Origin of the sequence: Polaribacter sp. MED152, from assembly GCF_000152945.2 — a bacterium.
In the GTDB taxonomy this organism is placed as follows: domain Bacteria; phylum Bacteroidota; class Bacteroidia; order Flavobacteriales; family Flavobacteriaceae; genus Polaribacter.
In genome coordinates this window covers 644290-665181 of record NC_020830.1, presented here as the reverse complement: position 1 = coordinate 665181, position 20892 = coordinate 644290, and the positions used below count along the sequence as shown (strand labels likewise).

The window sequence follows — 20892 nt, the reverse complement described above, 5'->3', positions numbered from 1 at the left end:
CCGAAAAATAAATTTTACAACACTATTTGCGGTTAAATTTGTGGTATAAATCATTTATCATGAAAAAATTACTACTTATTTTATTTACGTTTAGCGCTTTAGGAATGGCTGCTCAATCATACAACTTTTTAGGAAGTTACGATGCTTTAGGAACTCCATTATATTTAGAGCCAGAAAGAGATGTTGTTTCAGTGGCAACTTTAGAAATGATAAGTAACTCATTACCTGAGTCTTATCCTGTTCCAGATTATAACCCACAATACATTACTGCAGGTTATGATACAGATATCAAATTAAATGATGATGCTGATGTTTGGATTACATTCATTAGTGAAGGTGCAGGTTACAGAAATGTTTTAGGTTTTTATACATATGATTTAGAAAACCCAATGACAAGTGCACCTGCCAAAGAAGATATTACAATTATTTTTCCTAATGCATCTGCTTTAGGAAGTGGAGGAGGATTATTAGTAGGAGATAAAGTAAAAATAGGATCATTTAAAGCTGGTACAGGAATTGGTTGGGTTTTATTAGCAAACGCTTGGAGCCAAACTACACAAACAGTTGGTAATGGTCATTGGCAATTATATTCTAACCCAGATTTTAATCCAGAAGCGAATGCAGACTTAAGATACCACAATGTATTATTAGCAGATCCAGATAACGAAAGAGTAATATTAGGTTTTGAAGATATTAGAAGAGATTATGGTTCATGTGATAATGATTTTAACGATGCCATTTTTTATGTAACTGCAAACCCTTATGAAGCAATGGATACTACAAACTATGCAGATGTAGATGATGCAACAGATGTTAGTTCTGCAAATGATGGTGGTTTAGAAAGTAATGGTGATTTAGCAAATTTAATTGCAAAAAGAAATTTTAAAAGAGAAAAAGTAAAGCATAATTTAAACAAGAAAGCGAATCAATTAAAGTTTTCTAAAAGTGCATATTCTAGCAAATCAGGTGCTACTTCATTAGCAGATTATTTACCTGAGACTGGTATGTACAAAACAGAAGTAGCTCAAGTTTCTAGTCCAGATGATTTATTAGGTATTACAAATGCAGTAGAAATTTTCTCTTTAGATATGTATGAAGGAGACCAAAGAGTATCTGCAGTATTAGCGACATCTACAGAAGGTAAAATATATGATCATTCAAAAGTTATCTGTGATCGTTTAAATAACTCAAGTTTAGAAGATATTAGAACAGTAGAAACTAGAGGTCATCAAATTATTGCCTCTAAAATTAAAAGAGCATCAGAAGATATAGAGTACACCTTAAGTTTCTCTATTAAAACTGACGGATCTGAATTTGAATTGTTTAGCTTCTGGAATATAGATCAATACCCTGCAGGAAACTATCAAAACTTTCAAATTTGGGGTAGTTCATTCTCTCAAGTATTTGCAATTGCTAATCATATTATAGACACTCATACTGCTACAAACGGCTTAAAAAGTACAAAAGTAGATAACGTATTACCAAACGTATTTGTTAAGTCTGGTAAATATACCAATGGTGTTTTAGAATTAGAGATTATTAATAAAACAAAAGAAACGTCATTAGAATTTGTGGGAAATATTGCTAAAACAGAATTGTCTGATTATGAAGAAATGACTAGAACGTATACCTTATCTGGTAACTATAGTGAAATTTTAACTGTACAAACTGGTGTATTATTTGATATTGGTTTGTCTTTAGAAACAGCTTCTTCACCACAAAAAGATGCTTTATATCTTGCAGATGGTCCTTGGGGATTAGATTATTTAGATGACCAAGCAACTGTGACAGACTTTGCAATATCAACTTCAGATAGAGTATATGATGAATCTAATTTTGATGTAGACAGAAATGTATCATTAACAGGTGATGTAAAAGGTAACATTAACTTATTCAGACATTTATTAGCTGGAGATCAAACAGTTGTTGCAACTGACTATAATTTTGTAAATGCAGAAATTGCAAACAATCAAGATATAGAAATTGTAATAATGCAAGAAGATGATAGAACATGGGAAAACAGATTAAGATATACTTTACCAGCAAGTAGTGCAAAGAGAGCTGTGAGTATTGATTTTGATATGTTTAAAGATGCAAGTGGAAAAAGTGCAACCATTGCAAACGTTAAAACAATAGTATTTTCTGTAATTGGAGATTTCTCAACTTACAAAGCATTTCAATTATCTGTAGATAATTTAGCATTAAGTGCTGCAGGAAGTGTATTATCTGCAGAAGACTTTAATTTATCTGATGAAAATACATTGGTTAACTATCCAAATCCGTTTGCAACGAATACTACTATAGTATTACCAAATACATCAGAATTCGTAAATATTAAAGTATTTGATTTATTAGGTAGAACAGTAGATGTTAAAAAGATTACAACTAGCGGTTCTAGTACTAAAGTAAACTATACAGCACCAAAGGTAAACTCAGGTATTTATAAGTACGTAATAGAAGACGATGCTAAAAGAGTTCATAAAGGAACTTTTGTAATTAGCCAATAAGAAGACCCATTGAAAAGGATTGAAAAATCAAAAACGAAACAAGAAAATTTTTCATAGTACCCAAAATTTACCCTTATATAAAGACTAAAGTTAATTCTTTAGTCTTTATTTTTTATAGATAGGTTTGCCTAAAAAATACCATTTAAAACGTAAGCCAAGTTCTGTAAACGTGAAACCAGCAGCAGTTGCAGAGGCTATATTACTTCTTGTGCCATAAAAGTTTAGTAAACTTCTTTCAGAAAATTTATAACCTAAAGTAGTTTGTATTCTGTAGGTTCCTTGTCTTTCATCATCTTCAATGAACTGAAATCCAGTAGCCGCAGTTAAACCATAAAACCATTCTTTTTCTTTCGCAATATTTTCATCTTTAATTAGATTGATAAAAACTTCTACAGCATGAAATTTACTTGGACTAAAGTAAATAGTTGGTACTTGGTTTTTAAATGAAATGTTTTGATAATTAAAACCTCCTTTTAAAGATGGTTTCTTTAAAATATTGTAATACAAAGAAGTGAATAGTAGATTTCTAGTGTTACCATCATTTTGAGAAGTATAATAATACTGTGTAAACCATCCTAAATTAAAGTTAGTACTTAAACTGTAGTTTAAAATATAATTGTTCTGTACAATTTCTCTGTCTATTAATTCTGCATTAAAACTTTGTATGTCTCTCTTATAACCAATTTGTAAATCTTGCAGTTTAAATGGTTTTATATTAAAACTAACATCTGCTAATAACTGATTAAAACTATTGTTCTCTGCTTCAGAAGATGTAAAACCAAAACTACCATTTACAGTTAAGTTATTTAATAGTTGATAAGATGCACCTAAAAGAATGTTGTTTGATTTTGCATCTAAGTTTAAAACATCATTTGAGGTTGTTCTGTAATTGTAAGAGCCTGTAAGCTTAAATTTGGTAGACAAAGGTAATTCTGAATTTACGGTATACGAATAGGCTTTGTTGTTACCATTATCGAAAGAATAAGCAGCTTTTGTTTCTACAAATGGTGTAAATTGTTTGTCTAGTGTTTTTATAAACTGAGTAGCATCTTTCTGCTTTTTATAAAAATTTAAAGTGTTGTTTGCACTTTTGTAGGCATTCTCATAAAAACCAGAAGCTTTTAAAGCATTTGCTTTCCCTAGATTTCCATCAAAAGAAGAACTATCGTTCTCTAAAATTAAATTGTAATCAGCAATACTCTTTTTAAAATCACTTTTATAGATATTTAATGTAGCTCTTAAACTTAGCATCCAGTTTTCTGGCTCATCTGTATTTGCAAATAAAGTATCAATTTCACTTTCTGCAGCAGTATATTTATTATTCCAAATTAAGGCTTGAATATACCTTTCTTTAGTTTGGTTTTTTTCTGTTTCACTAGTGTTTTCAGTAATGGCTTCTAATGCCTTTTTGCTAGTTGCTAAAGCCAATTTCTCTTTTCCATTAATATGATGAGCTAATGCAATTCCGTTTAAAGAGATAAATTTATTTTTAGGATCTAAGCCTAGTTGTTCATAGGTTGCTTTTGCTTTTTCTGGCTGATTAGAAATCAAATACAGATTGGCAAGGTTTAGTAATGTTTCTTTATCATTCTTAAAACTTGAAAAGTTCTCATTTAAAATACGTTCTGCTTCATCATACTCTTTATCTGTAACCTTTGTATTAGCTAAACCTAATCTCATATACTTTTTACTAACAAGTGCATTAGGATTGTTAGGTGAAACTTTAAGAGCTTTATCTACATAAACAATTGCTTGCTCAAACTCTTTTAAGTTAGATAAAGTATTTGCATAACCCAAAAGTGCAGAGAAACTTTGATCATCTTCATCTACCAGGTTTTTATAATAAGATTTAGCCTTTTGAAACTGACTACCCCATAAAAGAGATTCAGCATAATTTAGTTTTACTTCAAAATCATTTGGATATTTCTCTAAAAGCTCTGTGAAAATTCTAGTAGCTTTAGTTGCATTACCTGTTAAACCAACAGCTCTTCCATAACAAAGTTTTGCAGTTTTATTGGTTGGAAAATCTTCTAAAATTTGTTTGAAAAAAACTTCTGCTTTTTTGTATTTACCTGTTTCTAAGTAGGTAAACCCTTCTTTCATTTCTTGTGAAAAGGTAAATTGTGCTATGAATACTATTAGAAGGAATAGGAGGTTTTTCGTTCGCATATGTATTAAAATTGGTTTTTGGCTTCAGCATTCAAATTGTAACGCTAATCTAAAGGTAATTGTTTTTCATCGATTATTTATTTAAAAATTCATTTTCTATTCGATATTTGTATTAAAAAAAAAATCATGAATGCAACTATTAAACTCATTAAGAGCAAAATAAAGCCAGAACAGCTTTTTATGCTAAGTGTTTTGCTGGTAAATGGAGGTAATTATTTATACAATTTAATTCTTGGTAGATTTTTAGGTCCAGATAAATTTGCAGATGCAGCTATTTTAGTAACATTCTTACTGGTTTTGTCTTTTGTGGCAATGACGTTTCAATTAGTCGCAGCTAAATTTTCAGTGTTATTTGAGAATGAAAGTTTTCAATCATTCATTTCTACCCTTTACAAAAGAGCTTTTATTGTTGGAATCATTTTGGCATTAGCCATTATTCTTTTCTCTGCAGAATTGCAAGAATTCTTTAAAACATCAACTTCTAAAATGTTTTTACTTTTTGGTATTGGTGTACCTTTTTACTTTTTAATGAGTGTAAATAGGGGAGTCTTTCAAGGAAAACAAGAACTTACTTCTTTATCAGTTACCTATCAATCAGAAATGATTAGTAGATTATTGATTACATTTTCGCTTTTATATTTCTTAGATTTTGATTCTTCAGTACTAATTGCAGTAGGTATTTTATGTTCGTTCGTATTTGGAATGCTGCCTTTTAAATACAAAATATTTTCATTTAAAACTTCTTTTAAATTAGATGTAGACAATAGCAAACTAGTTCGTAACTTTTTTATTATTACCGCATTTTATGAATTGACCCAAATTATTATTAATAATAGTGATATTCTTTTAGTAAAACACTATTTCGATTCTTACGAAGCTGGTTTATATGCGTCTTTGGCTTTAATTGGTAGAGTTGTATATTTTATAGCTTGGATGTTTGTAATGCTTTTATTACCAACTGTTGTTCAATTAAAGAAAGAAGGTAAATCTACTTTACCAATTTTAATGAAGTATGTAGGTTACATTGGTATGATTGCAGCTTCAATTATTGTAGCTTGTTTCTTTTTCCCTGAACAAATAATAAACATTTTATTTGGTAGCAGTTATTTAGAAATTGCACCATTATTATGGAAATATGCCTCAGCTACTGGAGTTTTTGCAATTTCTAACATATTCGCTTATTATTATCTTTCATTAGATAAATATGTGCCAGTGGTTTTATCTGGAATATTTGGTTTATTACAAGTGGTTTTAGTTACAGTATACCATAATTCATTGTCTCAAGTGGTTCATGTACAAATAATAGCTATGGTGTTATTATTAGGGGTACAATTGGCTTATTTCTTCTTAAACCACTCAAAATCAGTAAAAATCAAAAAAACTATATAATAATACCATTCATCTAAAGTTTTCTACTTTTAATCTTTTATAGACTAAAAAGTCAAGAAAAATGATTGAAATTTGTTATAACTTAAAAAAATAAAAATTATGAAACTCGCCATTGTAACAGCTTACCCACCAAGTAAAGTAACTTTAAACGAATATGCATATCATTTAGTAAAAAGCTTTAGACAGAGCGAAAAAGTAACTGAATTGGTTTTATTAACTGATGAAACTCCTGGAGCAAAAGATATTTCTTTCACAGAAAACGGATGCAAAATTACTGTAAAAGAATGTTGGAAGTTTAATAGTTATAAAAACATTATAAATGTAACTAAGGCGATTTCTGAAGTTAAACCAGATTCTGTTTTATTTAACTTACAATTTATGAAGTTTGGTGATAAGAAGATTGTTGCAGCAACTGGATTAATGTTACCATTAATTTGCAAGTTGAAAAAAATACCTACTATAGTTTTATTACACAATATCTTAGAACAAGTAGATTTAGATAAGGCAGGTTTTACTTCTAACAAGATAGCACAAAATGTCTATAATTTTATTGGTACAACTCTTACGAAATTGATATTAAAAGCAGATTTAGTTGCAGTTACTATGGATAAGTATGTAACTACCTTAGAAGAGAAGTACAAATCAGGAAATGTAAAAATGATTCCTCATGGAACATTTGAAATTCCAGCTGAACCATCTCATGATCTACCAGAAGGACCTTTAAAAGTAATGACATTTGGTAAATTTGGTACGTATAAAAAAGTTGAAAAAATGATTGAAGCTGTAGAAATGGTTAGAGCTTCTTCAGGTTTAGATTTAGAAATAGTTGTTGCTGGTACAGATAATCCAAATGTGCCTGGTTATTTAAAAAATGTTCAAGAAAAATATAAGCATGTACCTCAATTAAGATTTACGGGTTATGTAGAAGAAGAAGAAGTTGCTCCTTTATTCAATGAAAGTGCAGTAGTTGTTTTTCCTTACACATCAACTACAGGTAGTTCTGGAGTATTGCATCAAGCAGGAAGTTATGGTAAAGCAGTTGTTATGCCAAACTTAGGCGATTTAACAACTTTAATTGAAGATGAAGGTTACAGAGGAGAATTTTTTGAGCCAGAAAGCACAGAAAGTTTGGCTAAAGCTATTGAGGCTATTGTAACTAATGAAGCACATAGAATTAAGTTAGAAATAGCAAATTATAAAGCAGCTACTGCTTACCCAATGGAAAGAATAACTGATATATATTTAGAGGAGTTCGAAAAAATTATCGCTAAAAAAGGTGGTGCAGTAAAAAATGTATCTGCTATTTAGTAATGAATTTAAAAGATGGTTTTTTATTCCCTTTTACGTCTATAAAACCAAACTCTTTTTGAGGATTCACTCTCCAAGGAAGTTTCCCTACAACCTCTGAAGGTACAGTTTCAAAGTCATACAAAGTCCAAGATAAAAATGAAATATTATTTTTATTAAGGACTTTTTGCATTTCTTCATGGTATATGGCTTGCTTTTCTGGAGATCCTATAAAAGGTTTCCATAAACCACTGTATGAAGAAATACCAAATTCACCTAACACCAATTCTTTATTTGGTATTTGTTTTTTAAGCACTAAATAATCATCCTCAAAATTGGCTTTATCTTCATAATAATGAAAGCTAACAAAATCTAATTTATCACTTAAAATATGAGCACTTTCTGTATTGGACCAACCAACTGTAACTGCATGGTTTTTATCTATCGATTTTACTAGGATTAACATTTGCTCTAACCAAGAAATTACAGTTTCTTTTCCTCTTTGATCAAAATCTAAGTTCGGCTCGTTTTTAAGATCCCAAGCTAATATTGCTTTATGATCTTTAAATGTACTTACAATTGTTTCTAAATGTCTTTGATTTAACGTCCAATCTAAAATGTCATAGTTCCCATAAAAGTCAAAAAGGGTAACAACCACTTTAAGATTATTTTTTTCTGCAGCATCTAGAACTTTTCTCAGCTTCTCTAGCTTTTCTGGCAGTACAACTGCACTTCCAAAATCTTCATAAGGAATAAAAATTCTAATACTGTTTAAGCCTGCTTTTCGAATTATTTTAAAATCCTTTTTTATCACTCTAAGCTTAAAGTCGTCACCAAACATATCCCAAGGAGTATCTTTAGGGTAATAGTTGATACCTTTCATGGTAAAATTTATAGGTACAGCATCAAACCTTGGTGCAATTGGTTTAGAAGATTGTTTTACCATGTGTCTAATTCTCCAAAAACCATCTTCTAATAATAGAATTACCTTGTAAGAATTTTCTTCTGTGGTTTCAAAAACTAGCTCATCTTTTTCATAGAACTTTTTATACTCAATTACATTTTTATCTTCAAGCACAATTAATTGTCCATCTTCACTAAAAAATAGAATATCTGGTTTGTGTTTAAATGTTGTTGATTCTATGGTTAAGGAATCTAGCTTGTTTTTATAAATATTATCATATAAATTTACTCTGGCACTTTCTGTATAAAAATCTTCAATACCAGTGATGTCGTTATTTCTAAAAGCTACGTTTTTTACATACCATGCATCTAAATAATCGTTTTCTATGCTATTAAGCACTTGGTCATCCATTTCTCTACCTTCATTGCCATTTTCTGCCCAAGTTAGTTTTGGTAAATACTGCACTTCCTTTTTTACTTCTAAATGTAGAATTTTAGCTCTATCTGCACCAGTATTTAAATAGGTGAAAAGCGAACTTATTAAAAAAGTGATCACTGAGATTACTAAAACGTAACTCATGATTATGAATATTCTAAGCATATATTTATTCGTTTTTACCATACTTTTTTAGACTCGTAATTCTTTTCTATTCCTGCAGTTTTTACTTGAAAAGTATATAAATCATTTTTATAAATGGCTTTATCTAGCTCATAGAATGCATACCCATCTCTAGATGGTTTTATAATTTCTTCAATGAGTTTGCCTTTATTAAAAACTCTTAAGGTAATTGTTAGGCCATCAGGAATCATTTGATTCATAAAACTTTTTATTGGGCCTACCTTAATTTTTCTGTTTCCTTCACTAAAAGATACTGTAAAATCTTCAATTGCTCTATTGTATGATAAACTTATAGAATCGCTTTCAGAAATACCTGTAATAATTGCTTTTACTTGCCATGTTTCTTCAGCATCTGGATGTAGTATTTTAGCATAAGCAATTCCTTTAATGGTGGTGCCTGAAGTTTTTAAAATATTACCAGCTTTATTGGTAATAAAGAAATCTACAAAAGTACCATCACTTACTACATTATCATTTTTATCTTTAATAATAGAGGTGAAAAAAGTAGTAATTTGATTACCATCTGCATACTCATGAAGCCTTTCATAGAAAATTTGAAAATTTTCTGCAATTGCAGGCATAATATTAACATCAAACTCTTTAGAATCTAATTGTTTGGCTTTTGAAGACAAAATTACTCTACCACTTTTTATGGGTGAGAAAATTCTTTTATAACCAATTAAATTGTTCGATTTTATTTGTAAATTTTCTCTTGAAGTTAAAAATTGTTTGTTCACATCTATTTCTGTGCCATCTACTAAAGGGTTGTCTAAATCATCTGTAGGAATTACGACTAACATTGTAAAATCTGTTCCACCAGCCTCTATGCTTGGTGGACCCAAATAGGTTTCCATTTCTATTGGGTTTTCTTTAGGTATAATAGTTAGATTTCCAGAAACTCTCTGCTTCTTGTTAAATACAGACCAATTTAAAATGCCTTTTTTAATTGTTAAAAATCTTGGGATAGCAAATGAATAAACATCTTTTTCAACTATTGGTGATACCAAAGTATTGCCATAACTATTGGCACAATACAATTTTAAGTTACTTATACCATTTGCTTTAAATTGTAGAACGATAGAATCTCCTACTTGATATGTTGTAGTTTCATTAAGTAGCTTAATTTCATTGCTAAGCTGAGCTGTTATAGAATTAACAGCAAGTATAAAAATTATTAAAAGAAGTGTTTTTTTACAATTCATTATTTTGGGTTACCAATGTAATTATTCATTTCTATTTTTAGGTATTGATAATTTTCATTATCAATTTCTAAAAGTGTATTTCTATCATGGTTTTCAATTCTTTCTGCAATAATTTTAGCGGCAATATCATCATTAGGTAAACCATTTACATAACAGTTACTCATGTCTGTACTAATTACTTTTAAAGTATCTTTAGTTAATATAGGATAAGAGAAATATTGTTTTCTTTGTTGACGAATACCATTCTTCAAAAACATATGGTCTACCCAAACCATTTTTTTATCTTTTGTGTAATATGTAATTAAAAGTTGTGGAACTGTAATTTCTTGTAAACCGCTATTAAAAAGTGTACCCTTTACTTGATCATTTACCAAATCTACATCATTAAGAACAACGTTTTTATACAAATCTGCATAAGACACATTACCTGCAGCTTGTAGATTAAATTTGGTTGGTTGCTCATCTAATTCTATAGGCGTAAACTCATCAGGATCAAAGGCATTAGGAATAGAATCTTGTGTTTTAGACCAAGCTATACCTTCGAAGTTAATACGAAAAGAACTAATTTCTTTTGGCATTAATTTATGTTTTATATGATATTTAGCATTGTATGTGGCTAGTTGCTTGTTATCATCATTATACAAGGTTCCTTTAATGATAACATCAGCAGGAACATTATCAATATTTTGAACTTCACCAATAATAGCATAACTCTTATTATGTTTTACCAGTTTTGCTGATACTATTTCTAGCACAGGTTGTTTTAAAACATCTTCATGATAGGTTTGTTCTGTGGTTACTCTTCTTCTACCTTGATTAAAATACCCAGTTACATTGTTAGAGTACAATTGATCTGGAGGTAAATCTGAATCTAGTTTAACAGGTTTTACATACCATTTTCCTTTTCTGCTTACCACAGTTTTATAATCGGTTCTATTAATTTTTTCTAAAGGTGTTATCCATTTGGTATCAACCTTTAAGACCACAACACTATCAGATTCTTTAATGCGCTCTGTTTCTATAGCGTCTAATTTTGCATAAGAACTTAGTAAACCATCAGTTACAGAGTTTTCTAGCATAAATTGAGAAATAGTAATATTGCTTTCAGGATCTGTTAAAGAGAAACTTTTTTCAAATTCTTTAAAATCTAAAGCATCATAATATGAAGTGATAAGGTTTTCTGGTGTAACTTGAGAATCGTTTTTTAAATAAAACAACCACATTCCATACCCAATAATCATAAATAAAATGAAACTCCAAATATGTGTTATTCTTAATAAACCATTAGGAAAGTTCTCTAACTTAACTTTATACCTTAAGAAATCTTTATTTACCTGAATCTTAGAACGTAAATTACGAACAAAAATCGGTTGAATATTCAATAGAAATGCAATGATTACTGTAGAGAAAGGCATTAAACCCCAAAGTATTTTTTGCCATTTGGCAACATCGTCTTTAGGCAGTATAGAAGAGAGTGGAGGTACATTTAAACGCTCCCAAACCATAATTCCGTTTTCTAATTGAGGTAAACGTTGCCAACCACAGAAATAGAGAATAGGGTCGTAAAACTTATCGTTAGAAAAGATATATTTTAAATTGTATTTTTCTGGTGTGGTTAAAAATTGTTGCAAAGAACCAATACCTGCTACTCCTTTAAATTTGGAATTCTCTAAACGTTCTATGGGTCTTGTTGTTAATTCTGGTAATCTTCTTGCAGAATGATAATTACCATCTACAGTCATGGCATCTGTTTGTGCAGAAAGCCAAGCCATTTGATCTCCAAAACCTAAGGTTAAAAATCGCCATTTAAAATGCTGATCTTGATTTAGAAAGTTTACAATAGGCAACATTTTAATTTTCTGCGGCTGAGAAGGTCTAAAATATCCTAAACTCATTGTAAAAATGATCATAAATAAAAAGAGAGAAGCCAATACAACTCCAAATAATCTGTGATAAACTGCACCAAATCTTCTTTGTATGAGTTCTTTTAAATCTCCTTGTACAAATCGATATATAAACTCACCAAACATGGGTAAGGCCATAATAGAAGCCCAAAGTGTAAACCTGTCTAATGTTAGTATGTTAAAGGCGTTGTCTCCTAAAATCATTTTTGGTACTGGTGTAGAACCACCTGTACCTAATATTACTAGCATTGTAAAAGATAATCCAAAAAATAAATAACGTTTGCTGTAATATCTATAAAAGAAGAAAGGCAACATAAACATTAGTATACCCCAAGGAATTAAGAAAAAAACCAAACCAGAAGAGGTAGTTTCTAAAAAATTATCTCTAGAGCCATGAGGAATTGGCACTTGCGTTATTGGGTTGGCTTTAGAGTTAATCCAATAAGGTAAAATGCAAAATATGATTAGAAATAATGATATAAATCCAAAGGTTAAATTCTTTTTTAATTGTTTAAAGAAGTGTTTTAAAAAGACTTTAATGGTTATTTTTTTGTAGGATTTTACATCATCATAAGCAACATCCATAATAACCATACCAATTAATGGAAAGATAAAGAATACCATACCAAAAATTGGAGTAACATGATGTGAGGTTACTGTAACTGCTATTAAAGAGAGTGATGTAAATAAAAATTTGTATTTACCTGTTTTTAGCCATAAATAAATTTCAGGCAAAGCATGCATTAACACAGATATACCAATAATACTAGGTAATTGACCAAATACGTGTAATGTTTCTAAAAAAGAGGAGGAGAATACTGCAAGAATGGCTGCATAACCAGCAACAGATTCATTACTTGTCATCATTAATGTAAACCTATATACTCCTGTTATAAAAAGTACAATAGCTACTAATGCTACAGAAAACATTCCGAATTTTAAACCACCAATTAACGAGAGTGCTGCTATAGATTGATGCACCAATGGTGGATAACTCATTACAGTAAAACCAGTGTACCACTCATAGTTCCAGGGTTCAAACCAACTACCTGAATAATGATCTGCAAAGAATAAGTGTATTAAAGCATCATATGTATATTCTAAAGTAAAAAATATACATGTACCATGAAAGGCAATACCAAGTAATACAGCACTAATAAGATGTTTATTCGAATTTTGCTTCATATATCTACAATGTAAAGATAAAAGATTTTCAGTATTCTATACTTTTAATTTGACTATAGATTATTGCAGTTCATCTAACTAAAGGTTAGTGTTTATCTTTTTATTCAAAATAAAACATGGTTATAGCCTTAGATTTGCATAAAAAAAACAATCTTAAAAAAAAAAACATCATGAAAGTATTAGCAATCGATGATCAGAAATTAGTTTTAATCCCTTTAGAAACTAGATTAAAAGCCTTAGGTTATGAAGTACAAACAGAAACTTCTGCTTTAGCAGGTATATCAGCTTTTAACACTTTTCAACCAGATTTAGTAATTGTAGACATTAACATGCCAATTACAACAGGTATAGACGTAGTAAAACATATTAGAGAAGAAAAAAAGTCGGATACACCAATTATGGTTTTAAGTGGTAACACTTCTGATGATATGATTGAAAAAGCATTTGATTTAGGTGCTAATGATTATATGAAAAAACCATTAAGCTTAAGTGAAGTTTGTTCTAGAACTAAAAGATTAATTGGTGTACCAGAACAAAAAAGCGTAAGAAAACAATATAAAGATGTATTAATACAGCAAAGATGTGTTGGTGTAGTAATACCATGTTATAATGAAGAAGATAGATTATTAAGTAAAGAGTTTTTAAACTTTATAGAAAAGCATTCAGGCTATCATTTATGTTTTGTAAATGATGGTAGTAAAGATAAAACATTAGAGGTTTTACATAAGATACAAAAAGGTAGAGAAGATTTTATTACAGTGTACGACTGTGAAAAAAATGGAGGTAAAGCAGAAGCTGTAAGATTAGGAATGTTGCATATGGCTAAAAAATCTGATTTAGATTATATAGGATTTTTAGATGCAGATTTATCTACAGACTTAACAGATTTTGATGATTTAGTATCAACCATAGAAAACTCTGACTACAAAATTGTAAGTGGTTCAAGAATTAGTAGAATGGGTGCTGACATCACTAAAGAATCAGCAAGAAAAATAATTAGTTTAACCATAAACTTTATTATTAGAAAAATTCTTAAAATGGATTTCAAAGACACTCAATGTGGTGCTAAAATTTTCCACAAAGATGTAATTGGTATCTCTTTTAATGAAAAGTTTGTTACTCAATGGATTTTTGATGTAGAAATCTTTAAAAGAATTACACATCACTATGGTTTAGAGAGAGCAAGAGAAATTTTATGTGAGCAACCATTAAAAAGATGGATTCATGCTGATGGTTCTAAACTATCTATGAAAGACTCAATAAAAATTGTAGGTCAATTAGGGCAAATAGCTTGGACGTATAGATCAAAAAATAAATCATCACAGATTAACGTGAATGGCAATCAAGTAGAGATTAAGGATAACAAATATCCAACCAAAATAGTTTCATAGAAAAGTAGATTTTTTTTTTTTTTTAAGTTTCAGCTTTGTGTTGTCTTTATTGACTAATTCACAAAGCTGTTTTTTATTCTAAAACAATTTTCAGTTCCTAAAAATTCTGGGTTTCCAAATTCTTCAGACCAAAAACCTTCTAAAATATCCTTATTCAAACACTTGTACACCACTGTTCCAAAATAAGTAGTGTTTTCATCACCTATGTAATTAAAGTTAATTACCAAAACTCTATCCTTATAAAAACCAATACCAAATTGCTCTTGACTTTTATTGATAAGCCATTTTGCAATTATTTGGTTTTTTTGAAGCGATAATTTTAAAGTGCCAGAATAGGTGATTCCAGAATCATTTTGATTTGTACCTAGAATAGAGTAGGTGCCAATTAAATCTTGGATATTCATTTACTTTCCAATACAAAAATTAGAGAAGATATGGCCCAATATATCTTTGTCTACATCATAATCTCCAGTAATTGCGCCTAAATGACGTAAACATTCTCTAATATCAATTGAAAATAAATCTGTAGAAATTTCTAAATCAATTCCTTTTTGAACGCTAGAAATTGCAATTAAGGCATTATTTAAAGCCTCAAAATGTCTTGAATTGGTAACTATAGTTTCGTTGTTACTTAATGCACCAATATTCACTAAAGAGGTTAATTCTTGCTTTAATTCATCTATACCAACATTATTTTTTGCTGACAAAGGCATAAGATTGTCAATATTGGATTTTAATTGCTCAAGTTCTTCTGTCGGAATTAAATCTATTTTATTAGCAACTACCAACAATTTTTTATTTGGAAATCGTTGTTGAATAGCTTCAATTTCTGCCAATCTATTTTCTTTATTTTCTGATTTAGCATCAATAAGAAATATGATTAACTGTGCATTTTCTGCTTTTTCGTAAGCTTTTTTAATACCAATATTTTCTACAATATCTTCCGTTTTTCTAATACCTGCAGTATCTATAAATCTAAATGCAACACCTTCTATAATTAATTCATCTTCTATAGCGTCTCTTGTAGTACCAGCAATGTCAGATACAATGGCTCTCTCTTCGTTTAATAAAGCATTTAAAAGTGTAGATTTACCCACATTTGGCTCTCCAATTATTGCAACAGGAATACCGTTTTTCATTGCATTACCAAATGAAAACGAATCGATTAATCTTTTTAAAACGTGGGTTATTTTAGCAACTAATTCTTTAAATTTTGTTCTATCTGCAAATTCAACATCTTCTCCAGAAAAATCGAGTTCTAGTTCTATTAACGCTGCAAAATCTAATAATTGCCCTCTAAGTTCTTTAAGTTCATTAGAAATACCACCTCTCATTTGCTGAATTGCCATAACATGGCTGGCTTCAGAATTAGAGGCTATAACGTCTGCAACTGCTTCTGCTTGCGATAAATCCATCTTTCCATTTAGGAAAGCTCGCATTGTAAATTCACCATTATCTGCCATTCTACAGCCATTTTTCAGAAATAGTTGTATAATTTCTTGTTGAATGTAAGTAGAACCATGACAAGATATTTCTACCACATTTTCTCCTGTATAAGAATTCGGATTTTTAAAAACTGAAACTAATACTTCATCTAAAATTAAACCATTATTTACAATGTGCCCTAAATGAATGGTATGTGTTTTTTGATCTGTAAGTTTTTTATCTTTTTTTATTGATTTAAAGAAAGAATCTGCAATGGTAATTGCTTTATCTCCAGAAAGCCTAATAACAGAAATAGCACCAACTCCAGAAGGTGTGGCTAATGCAATTATAGTATCGTTTTTAATCATATTGCAAAAATACATAAAGAATTTAGGACATAATAAAAAAGCGCAACACTTTGCAGTGTTACGCTTTTAAATAGGGTTTTCTTTTTCTTTTAATTTTTACATTCTACTATAGTTAGAAACTTTTACATCAATTTCTTCTCCATTAGATAAAGTTAAAGTGTAGTTTCCTTCTTTCATAATATTGTTAATGTCTTTGTGCATTACAGCTGTTTTATCTGTAATTTTATCTATGCTAACAGAACTATCTTCGGCGTTAATTACAATACCCTCATTAGTTAAAGTAAAGTTTACATCGCCTTTAACTGGTTTTGTGTAGTTAAATTCCACAAAGCTATCATAGGCAGCATCTGTATCGTTATCTAATCTAATTTTTTTAGTTACTTGAGCAGGCATATAAATAATATCTTGATTCAATTTATATTTATCTGCAGGGTCTAACATTACTGGAGTGTATACCTCTGTAACAACAAATTGTTTTACAAAATATCTATCTCCTTTACCATTATTTAATTCTGTTTTTTCAAAATCTGTAGTTACCCATTTATCTGACATGTTTGGATCTCCTTTTTGAGCAATTGCAGTTCCTGATAATAATAATCCCAATCCTAATACTGTTAATTTTAAAGTTTTCATAATGTAATTTTTTATAAAGGTTAAATTTTTCGGCGCTTTCTTTTTCAAAGCATACTTATTGTACACTACAAATATAATTGCGTTCTAAGCTTTAGTTTAACCCTTATAAAAATCAGTTTAACTCAAATGTAAAACAGTATTGTATTTAATTGTGTTTCTTTATAAAACACAAAAAAGGTTTAATACGAAAAGTATTAAACCTTTAGTTTTACTCTCTGAGGTATATGATTACATTCTCTCGTAGTTCGAAATTTTTAAATCAACTTTTTGTCCATCAGTTAATTCAATTATATATTCACCTTCATTTTTAATTCTTTTATCTTTAATGTTAGAAAACATTACTTCAGTATTTTTATCCCACATTTTTCTTACAAATAAATCATCTTTATCTGTTAAAATGATAATACCATCTTTGGTTAAAGTAAAATCTAAATCAAACTCATCTGATTTGTTATAGGTAAATTCTACTTCTCTATCATATAATGCATCTGCATCATAATCTAATTTAATGGTTTTTGTAATTTGAGCTGGCATGAAAATGATATCCTGATTTAATTTATATCTATCTTCTGGATCTAGCATTACTGGTGTAAAAACCTCTGTGATTTCTAACATTGTAATTTCATCTACATCATACTCATCAGACTCAACCTCCATTGTTACTACATCTTTAGTAACCCACTTATCTGACATGTCTAAATCTGCTTCTTGTGCAAATAAACCTGATGTTGCTAATACTAATCCTAATACTGTTAATTTTAAATTTTTCATAATTATTTTTTTAATTGTTAATACTATAACTAAACCATTTATTACTCCTGGTTCTGGGAATCATTTGATTTTACCAATTGATTTTGAACATCTAATTTGTTAGAAAACTCTAATGTTCTAATTGGGAATGGAATGTTTATTCCTTCTTTATCAAATGCTTTTTTAATTTCTATAATTGCTTTACTCTTAGCTTTTAACTTCTCTAATGCATTTTGAGAATCTACCCAAAATCTGCATAAGAAATTAATAGAACTATCAGCAAATTCTGTAAAGTAAAACTCTACATGTTTGTCTATTTCTTTTTGGTTAAAGTTGCTGGTAATAACCTCTTTTGTTAAAGCTTCTACCTTTTCTAAATCTGCTCCATATTCAACACCACATTCAATAGATATTCTCATTTTAGTAGTTAAAGAGTAATTTTTAAACGGATTTTCCAAAATGGTTTTATTAGGTATTACAACCATATTGTTATCTGCTTCTTTAATAACAAAGTAGTTTAGGTTAATATCTATAACTTCACCAGAATAACCATTGGTTTCTACCCAATTACCAATACCTAAATTTTTTCTGAAAGATAAAACGATACCAGAAATTGTGTTAGATAATGTACCTTGTAAAGCCAAACCAATAACAATACCAGAAACACCTGCTGCAGACACAATGGTTTTTAAAGTATCGTCGAACTTTAAAATGGTCATTGCAAAATATAGACCTAATAAAAATATTAGGGCAGATGCAACTCTAGATACAAGATTTCTTACAGATTTTTGACTAATTCTATTTCCTATAGCTTTGTTTACAAAAGAGCTTATTGCTCTAGAAGCGAAATAGGATACTATTAGAACTACAATTGCGATAGCAATATTTGGTATGTTTTTAATAAACACATCTTTCCATAATTCTAATTTTTCGATAATTTTATTCATTTTTTGGCTTTAAGTTTGGTTAATTTCTATTTTACAAAACTGGTGTTTAATTCGTCTTGGGTATCTTTAGACCAAGCGTTTAACATCCAAGTTGATTTTTCTAATTCTCTTATATAGGCTCCAATTAAATCTACGGTACCTTCATCATTTGCTTTATTAGCTCTATCTATAATTTTACCTAACTGTTCCAGTAAAATACTATGATCATTGATAATGTCTTTCACCATCTCTTCATCAGATAATAATGGGCTAGACTCTTTAATTTTTGAAACTTCTATATAGTCTGATAATTTACTGATTGGGTGATACCTTAAGGTAATTATTCGTTCTGCAATTTCATCGATTTTTACTCTGGTAACATTATACATTTCCTCGAACTTATTGTGCAAGTCAAAAAAGTTTTTACCTAGAATATTCCAATGAAAATTTCTTAGTTTTTGATAATAAACATGGTAATCTGCTAAAAGTACATTTAGCTCTGTTACCACTGGTAATACTTTGTGATTGTCTAAGTTTAAATAATTCATTGTTTTTCATTTATAATTACTCTACAAAAGTAATAGCTGAGGTTAGCTTGTCTTTGCTCATTTAATTTTAAGCTTGACTCAATCAATTTTTGAATAACAATAATTATTTTTGTAGTAAAGTATTGTTTATCTGAAGATTTAAAATGAAAAAAATAAAATATGATGTAACATTTTAAATTGATTAGCGTCCAATAATTACAAACCAAACTAAAGATGATGAAAGAAAATAGACAATTATTAGTATTAACCCATTTAAGCCAATTATTAGATTTTGTATCGGGTATAGGTGGCTTTATAGTTCCTTTAATTTTGTGGGCAACTAAAAAAGATGAGGTTTATGATATGGATGAACATGGTAAAGCAATTCTAAATTTTAGAATTTCTATGTTTCTTTATGTTCTAATATGTATTCCTCTAATTCTATTATTAGGTTTGGGTATTTTAGGACTAATTGTGCTAGGTTTTGCCTACTTGATTTTTCCAATAACCAATGCTGTTAAGGCTAGCAATAACGAACCACCTAGTTATCCTTTTTCTATAAAATTTATAAAATAAAAAAAACGCCTGAAAAGGTGTTTTTTTATATCGCTTGTTTTATAAAGTCTTCATATTCGTAGAAGAATAATTCAAACTTAGACATTTCATCTACAAAAAATTCATAGCAATCTCTCCAGGTATCTTTATTGTATATGCTAAATTTTTTATCAAAAGGAACATAAATTCTATGAATTTGTTTGCCACTATCTAACTCGTAAGAATTATCAAAAATTATTTCAGGTATTTCATTAGTTAGTAAAGTTTTTAGAGATAGCATTTGGTCAAAAAGTAGCTCGTTTGCAATTTCTTCTGGATGCTCTATGTCTAAACAAACCATTGCTTTTTTTCTATCGGCCACAAATTTAAAGGCAAAACCTTTAATTTTTGTATTGTACAAAAGCCATTTTCTAGGAAAGGACTTTCCAAAGCTTGTCCAGAATAATTTACGTAATTGTGCTGCTTCTTCTTTAGAAAACATGTTTCTATGTAATTTTATCCGTGAATTTTAGCTACATGGCCTCTTTCTTTCATCATTTCTGCTTCAAAAGCTAAGAGAGCTGCCCATTTAGTATCTACTATTTCTCTATCTTGATAATCTCTGGCAAATTTTAAGAATGTTGTGTAGTGGTTGGCTTCAGAAATCATAAGATTTTTGTAGAATTTTTTCAATTCTTCATCCTCCATATTTTCAGAGAATACCTTAAAACGTTCACAACTTCTAGCTTCAATAAGAGCAGCAACTAACAAACGTTGAACTAAAGCATCTGTTCTGTTTTTTGTTTTTGGAAAAAACTTTTGCAAACGAACAGCGTAATCATTCTTTTGCTCCCTTCCTAAAACCATTCCACGTTTTACCATTAAAAGATGCACCATTTTAAAATGTTGCATTTCCTCAATAGCAATATTGCTCATCTCTTTTACAAGTTCGGTTTCTTCAGAATAATTAATAATGATAGATACTGCATTAGAAGCCGCTTTTTGCTCTAAAAAAGCATGATCTGTTAATATTTGTTCTAAATTAACTTTTGCAATTTCTGCCCAAGAAGTTTCTGTTTCAAATTGTAAGCCTAACATAATCTTTATTTAAGATTACAAAAGTAAAAAATATAAAGCCTTTATTGGCAAAAGAGACACTATCTTTGGCAAGAA

The 20892-nt window shown here is 29.5% G+C and carries 17 protein-coding genes; 5 read left to right on the top strand and 12 right to left on the bottom strand.

What is annotated here, in order from left to right:
- Nucleotides 1-59: 59 nt before the first annotated feature.
- Complete coding sequence (locus tag MED152_RS03120) at nt 60-2507, top strand: DUF4114 domain-containing protein (RefSeq protein WP_015480400.1); 2448 nt, start codon at nt 60-62, stop codon at nt 2505-2507.
- A 105-nt stretch (nt 2508-2612) separates the two neighbouring features.
- On the opposite strand, the gene MED152_RS03115 is transcribed toward MED152_RS03120, so the two are convergent.
- The gene (locus MED152_RS03115; RefSeq protein ID WP_041383341.1) at nt 2613-4676 is read right to left on the bottom strand and encodes a tetratricopeptide repeat protein; all 2064 of its coding nucleotides are present in this window, start codon (nt 4674-4676) and stop codon (nt 2613-2615) included.
- A gap of 126 nt (nt 4677-4802) precedes the next feature.
- Here MED152_RS03115 and MED152_RS03110 point away from each other — a divergent pair, with 126 nt between their 5' ends.
- Nucleotides 4803-6065: an oligosaccharide flippase family protein gene (locus tag MED152_RS03110; RefSeq protein ID WP_015480398.1), complete on the top strand. Its 1263-nt coding sequence runs from the start codon at nt 4803-4805 to the stop codon at nt 6063-6065.
- Between the two features lie 99 nt (nt 6066-6164).
- Nucleotides 6165-7373, top strand: coding sequence for a glycosyltransferase (locus MED152_RS03105; protein WP_015480397.1), 1209 nt, complete (start codon nt 6165-6167; stop codon nt 7371-7373).
- Here MED152_RS03105 and MED152_RS03100 read toward each other — a convergent pair.
- From MED152_RS03100 to MED152_RS03090, 3 genes are read right to left on the bottom strand one after another with little or no spacing between them, the layout of a single operon-like run.
- Nucleotides 7366-8835 (bottom strand): cellulase family glycosylhydrolase, encoded by a 1470-nt coding sequence (locus MED152_RS03100; protein WP_368085807.1) that lies wholly within the window; start codon nt 8833-8835, stop codon nt 7366-7368. The two genes, MED152_RS03105 and MED152_RS03100, sit on opposite strands and share 8 nt — an antisense overlap.
- A 35-nt stretch (nt 8836-8870) precedes the next feature.
- Entirely contained in the window at nt 8871-10076 is a 1206-nt protein-coding gene (locus tag MED152_RS03095; RefSeq protein WP_015480395.1) for a hypothetical protein, read from the bottom strand.
- Nucleotides 10076-13165, bottom strand: coding sequence for a membrane protein (locus MED152_RS03090; protein WP_015480394.1), 3090 nt, complete (start codon nt 13163-13165; stop codon nt 10076-10078). The genes MED152_RS03095 and MED152_RS03090 overlap by 1 nt, the downstream gene beginning before the upstream one ends.
- A 170-nt stretch (nt 13166-13335) precedes the next feature.
- Here MED152_RS03090 and MED152_RS03085 point away from each other — a divergent pair, with 170 nt between their 5' ends.
- The gene (locus MED152_RS03085; protein WP_041383822.1) at nt 13336-14556 is read left to right on the top strand and encodes a response regulator; all 1221 of its coding nucleotides are present in this window, start codon (nt 13336-13338) and stop codon (nt 14554-14556) included.
- A gap of 53 nt (nt 14557-14609) precedes the next feature.
- On the opposite strand, the gene MED152_RS03080 is transcribed toward MED152_RS03085, so the two are convergent.
- From MED152_RS03080 to MED152_RS03055, 6 genes are all read right to left on the bottom strand, one after another.
- Nucleotides 14610-14960, bottom strand: coding sequence for a hypothetical protein (locus tag MED152_RS03080; protein ID WP_015480392.1), 351 nt, complete (start codon nt 14958-14960; stop codon nt 14610-14612).
- On the bottom strand, nt 14961-16349 hold the full coding sequence (gene mnmE / locus MED152_RS03075; RefSeq protein WP_041383337.1) for a tRNA uridine-5-carboxymethylaminomethyl(34) synthesis GTPase MnmE: 1389 nt from the start codon (nt 16347-16349) through the stop codon (nt 14961-14963). It lies immediately after the preceding gene.
- 96 nt (nt 16350-16445) lie between these two features.
- The gene (locus MED152_RS03070) at nt 16446-16982 is read right to left on the bottom strand and encodes a hypothetical protein (protein ID WP_015480390.1); all 537 of its coding nucleotides are present in this window, start codon (nt 16980-16982) and stop codon (nt 16446-16448) included.
- 228 nt (nt 16983-17210) lie between these two features.
- Nucleotides 17211-17753 (bottom strand): hypothetical protein, encoded by a 543-nt coding sequence (locus MED152_RS03065; RefSeq protein ID WP_015480389.1) that lies wholly within the window; start codon nt 17751-17753, stop codon nt 17211-17213.
- Between the two features lie 41 nt (nt 17754-17794).
- Nucleotides 17795-18679, bottom strand: a complete 885-nt coding sequence (locus MED152_RS03060; RefSeq protein ID WP_015480388.1) for a mechanosensitive ion channel family protein — start codon at nt 18677-18679, stop codon at nt 17795-17797.
- Between the two features lie 26 nt (nt 18680-18705).
- On the bottom strand, nt 18706-19206 hold the full coding sequence (locus tag MED152_RS03055) for a Dps family protein (RefSeq protein ID WP_015480387.1): 501 nt from the start codon (nt 19204-19206) through the stop codon (nt 18706-18708).
- 216 nt (nt 19207-19422) lie between these two features.
- Here MED152_RS03055 and MED152_RS03050 point away from each other — a divergent pair, with 216 nt between their 5' ends.
- Nucleotides 19423-19761, top strand: coding sequence for a DUF4870 domain-containing protein (locus tag MED152_RS03050; protein WP_015480386.1), 339 nt, complete (start codon nt 19423-19425; stop codon nt 19759-19761).
- Nucleotides 19762-19786: 25 nt separating this feature from the next.
- Here MED152_RS03050 and MED152_RS03045 read toward each other — a convergent pair whose 3' ends face one another.
- Nucleotides 19787-20221 carry a DUF4268 domain-containing protein gene (locus MED152_RS03045; protein ID WP_015480385.1) on the bottom strand — a complete coding sequence of 145 codons (435 nt, stop codon included), beginning with the start codon at nt 20219-20221 and terminating at the stop codon, nt 19787-19789.
- A gap of 14 nt (nt 20222-20235) precedes the next feature.
- Nucleotides 20236-20817 carry a tRNA-(ms[2]io[6]A)-hydroxylase gene (locus MED152_RS03040; RefSeq protein WP_015480384.1) on the bottom strand — a complete coding sequence of 194 codons (582 nt, stop codon included), beginning with the start codon at nt 20815-20817 and terminating at the stop codon, nt 20236-20238.
- Nucleotides 20818-20892 lie beyond the last annotated feature (75 nt).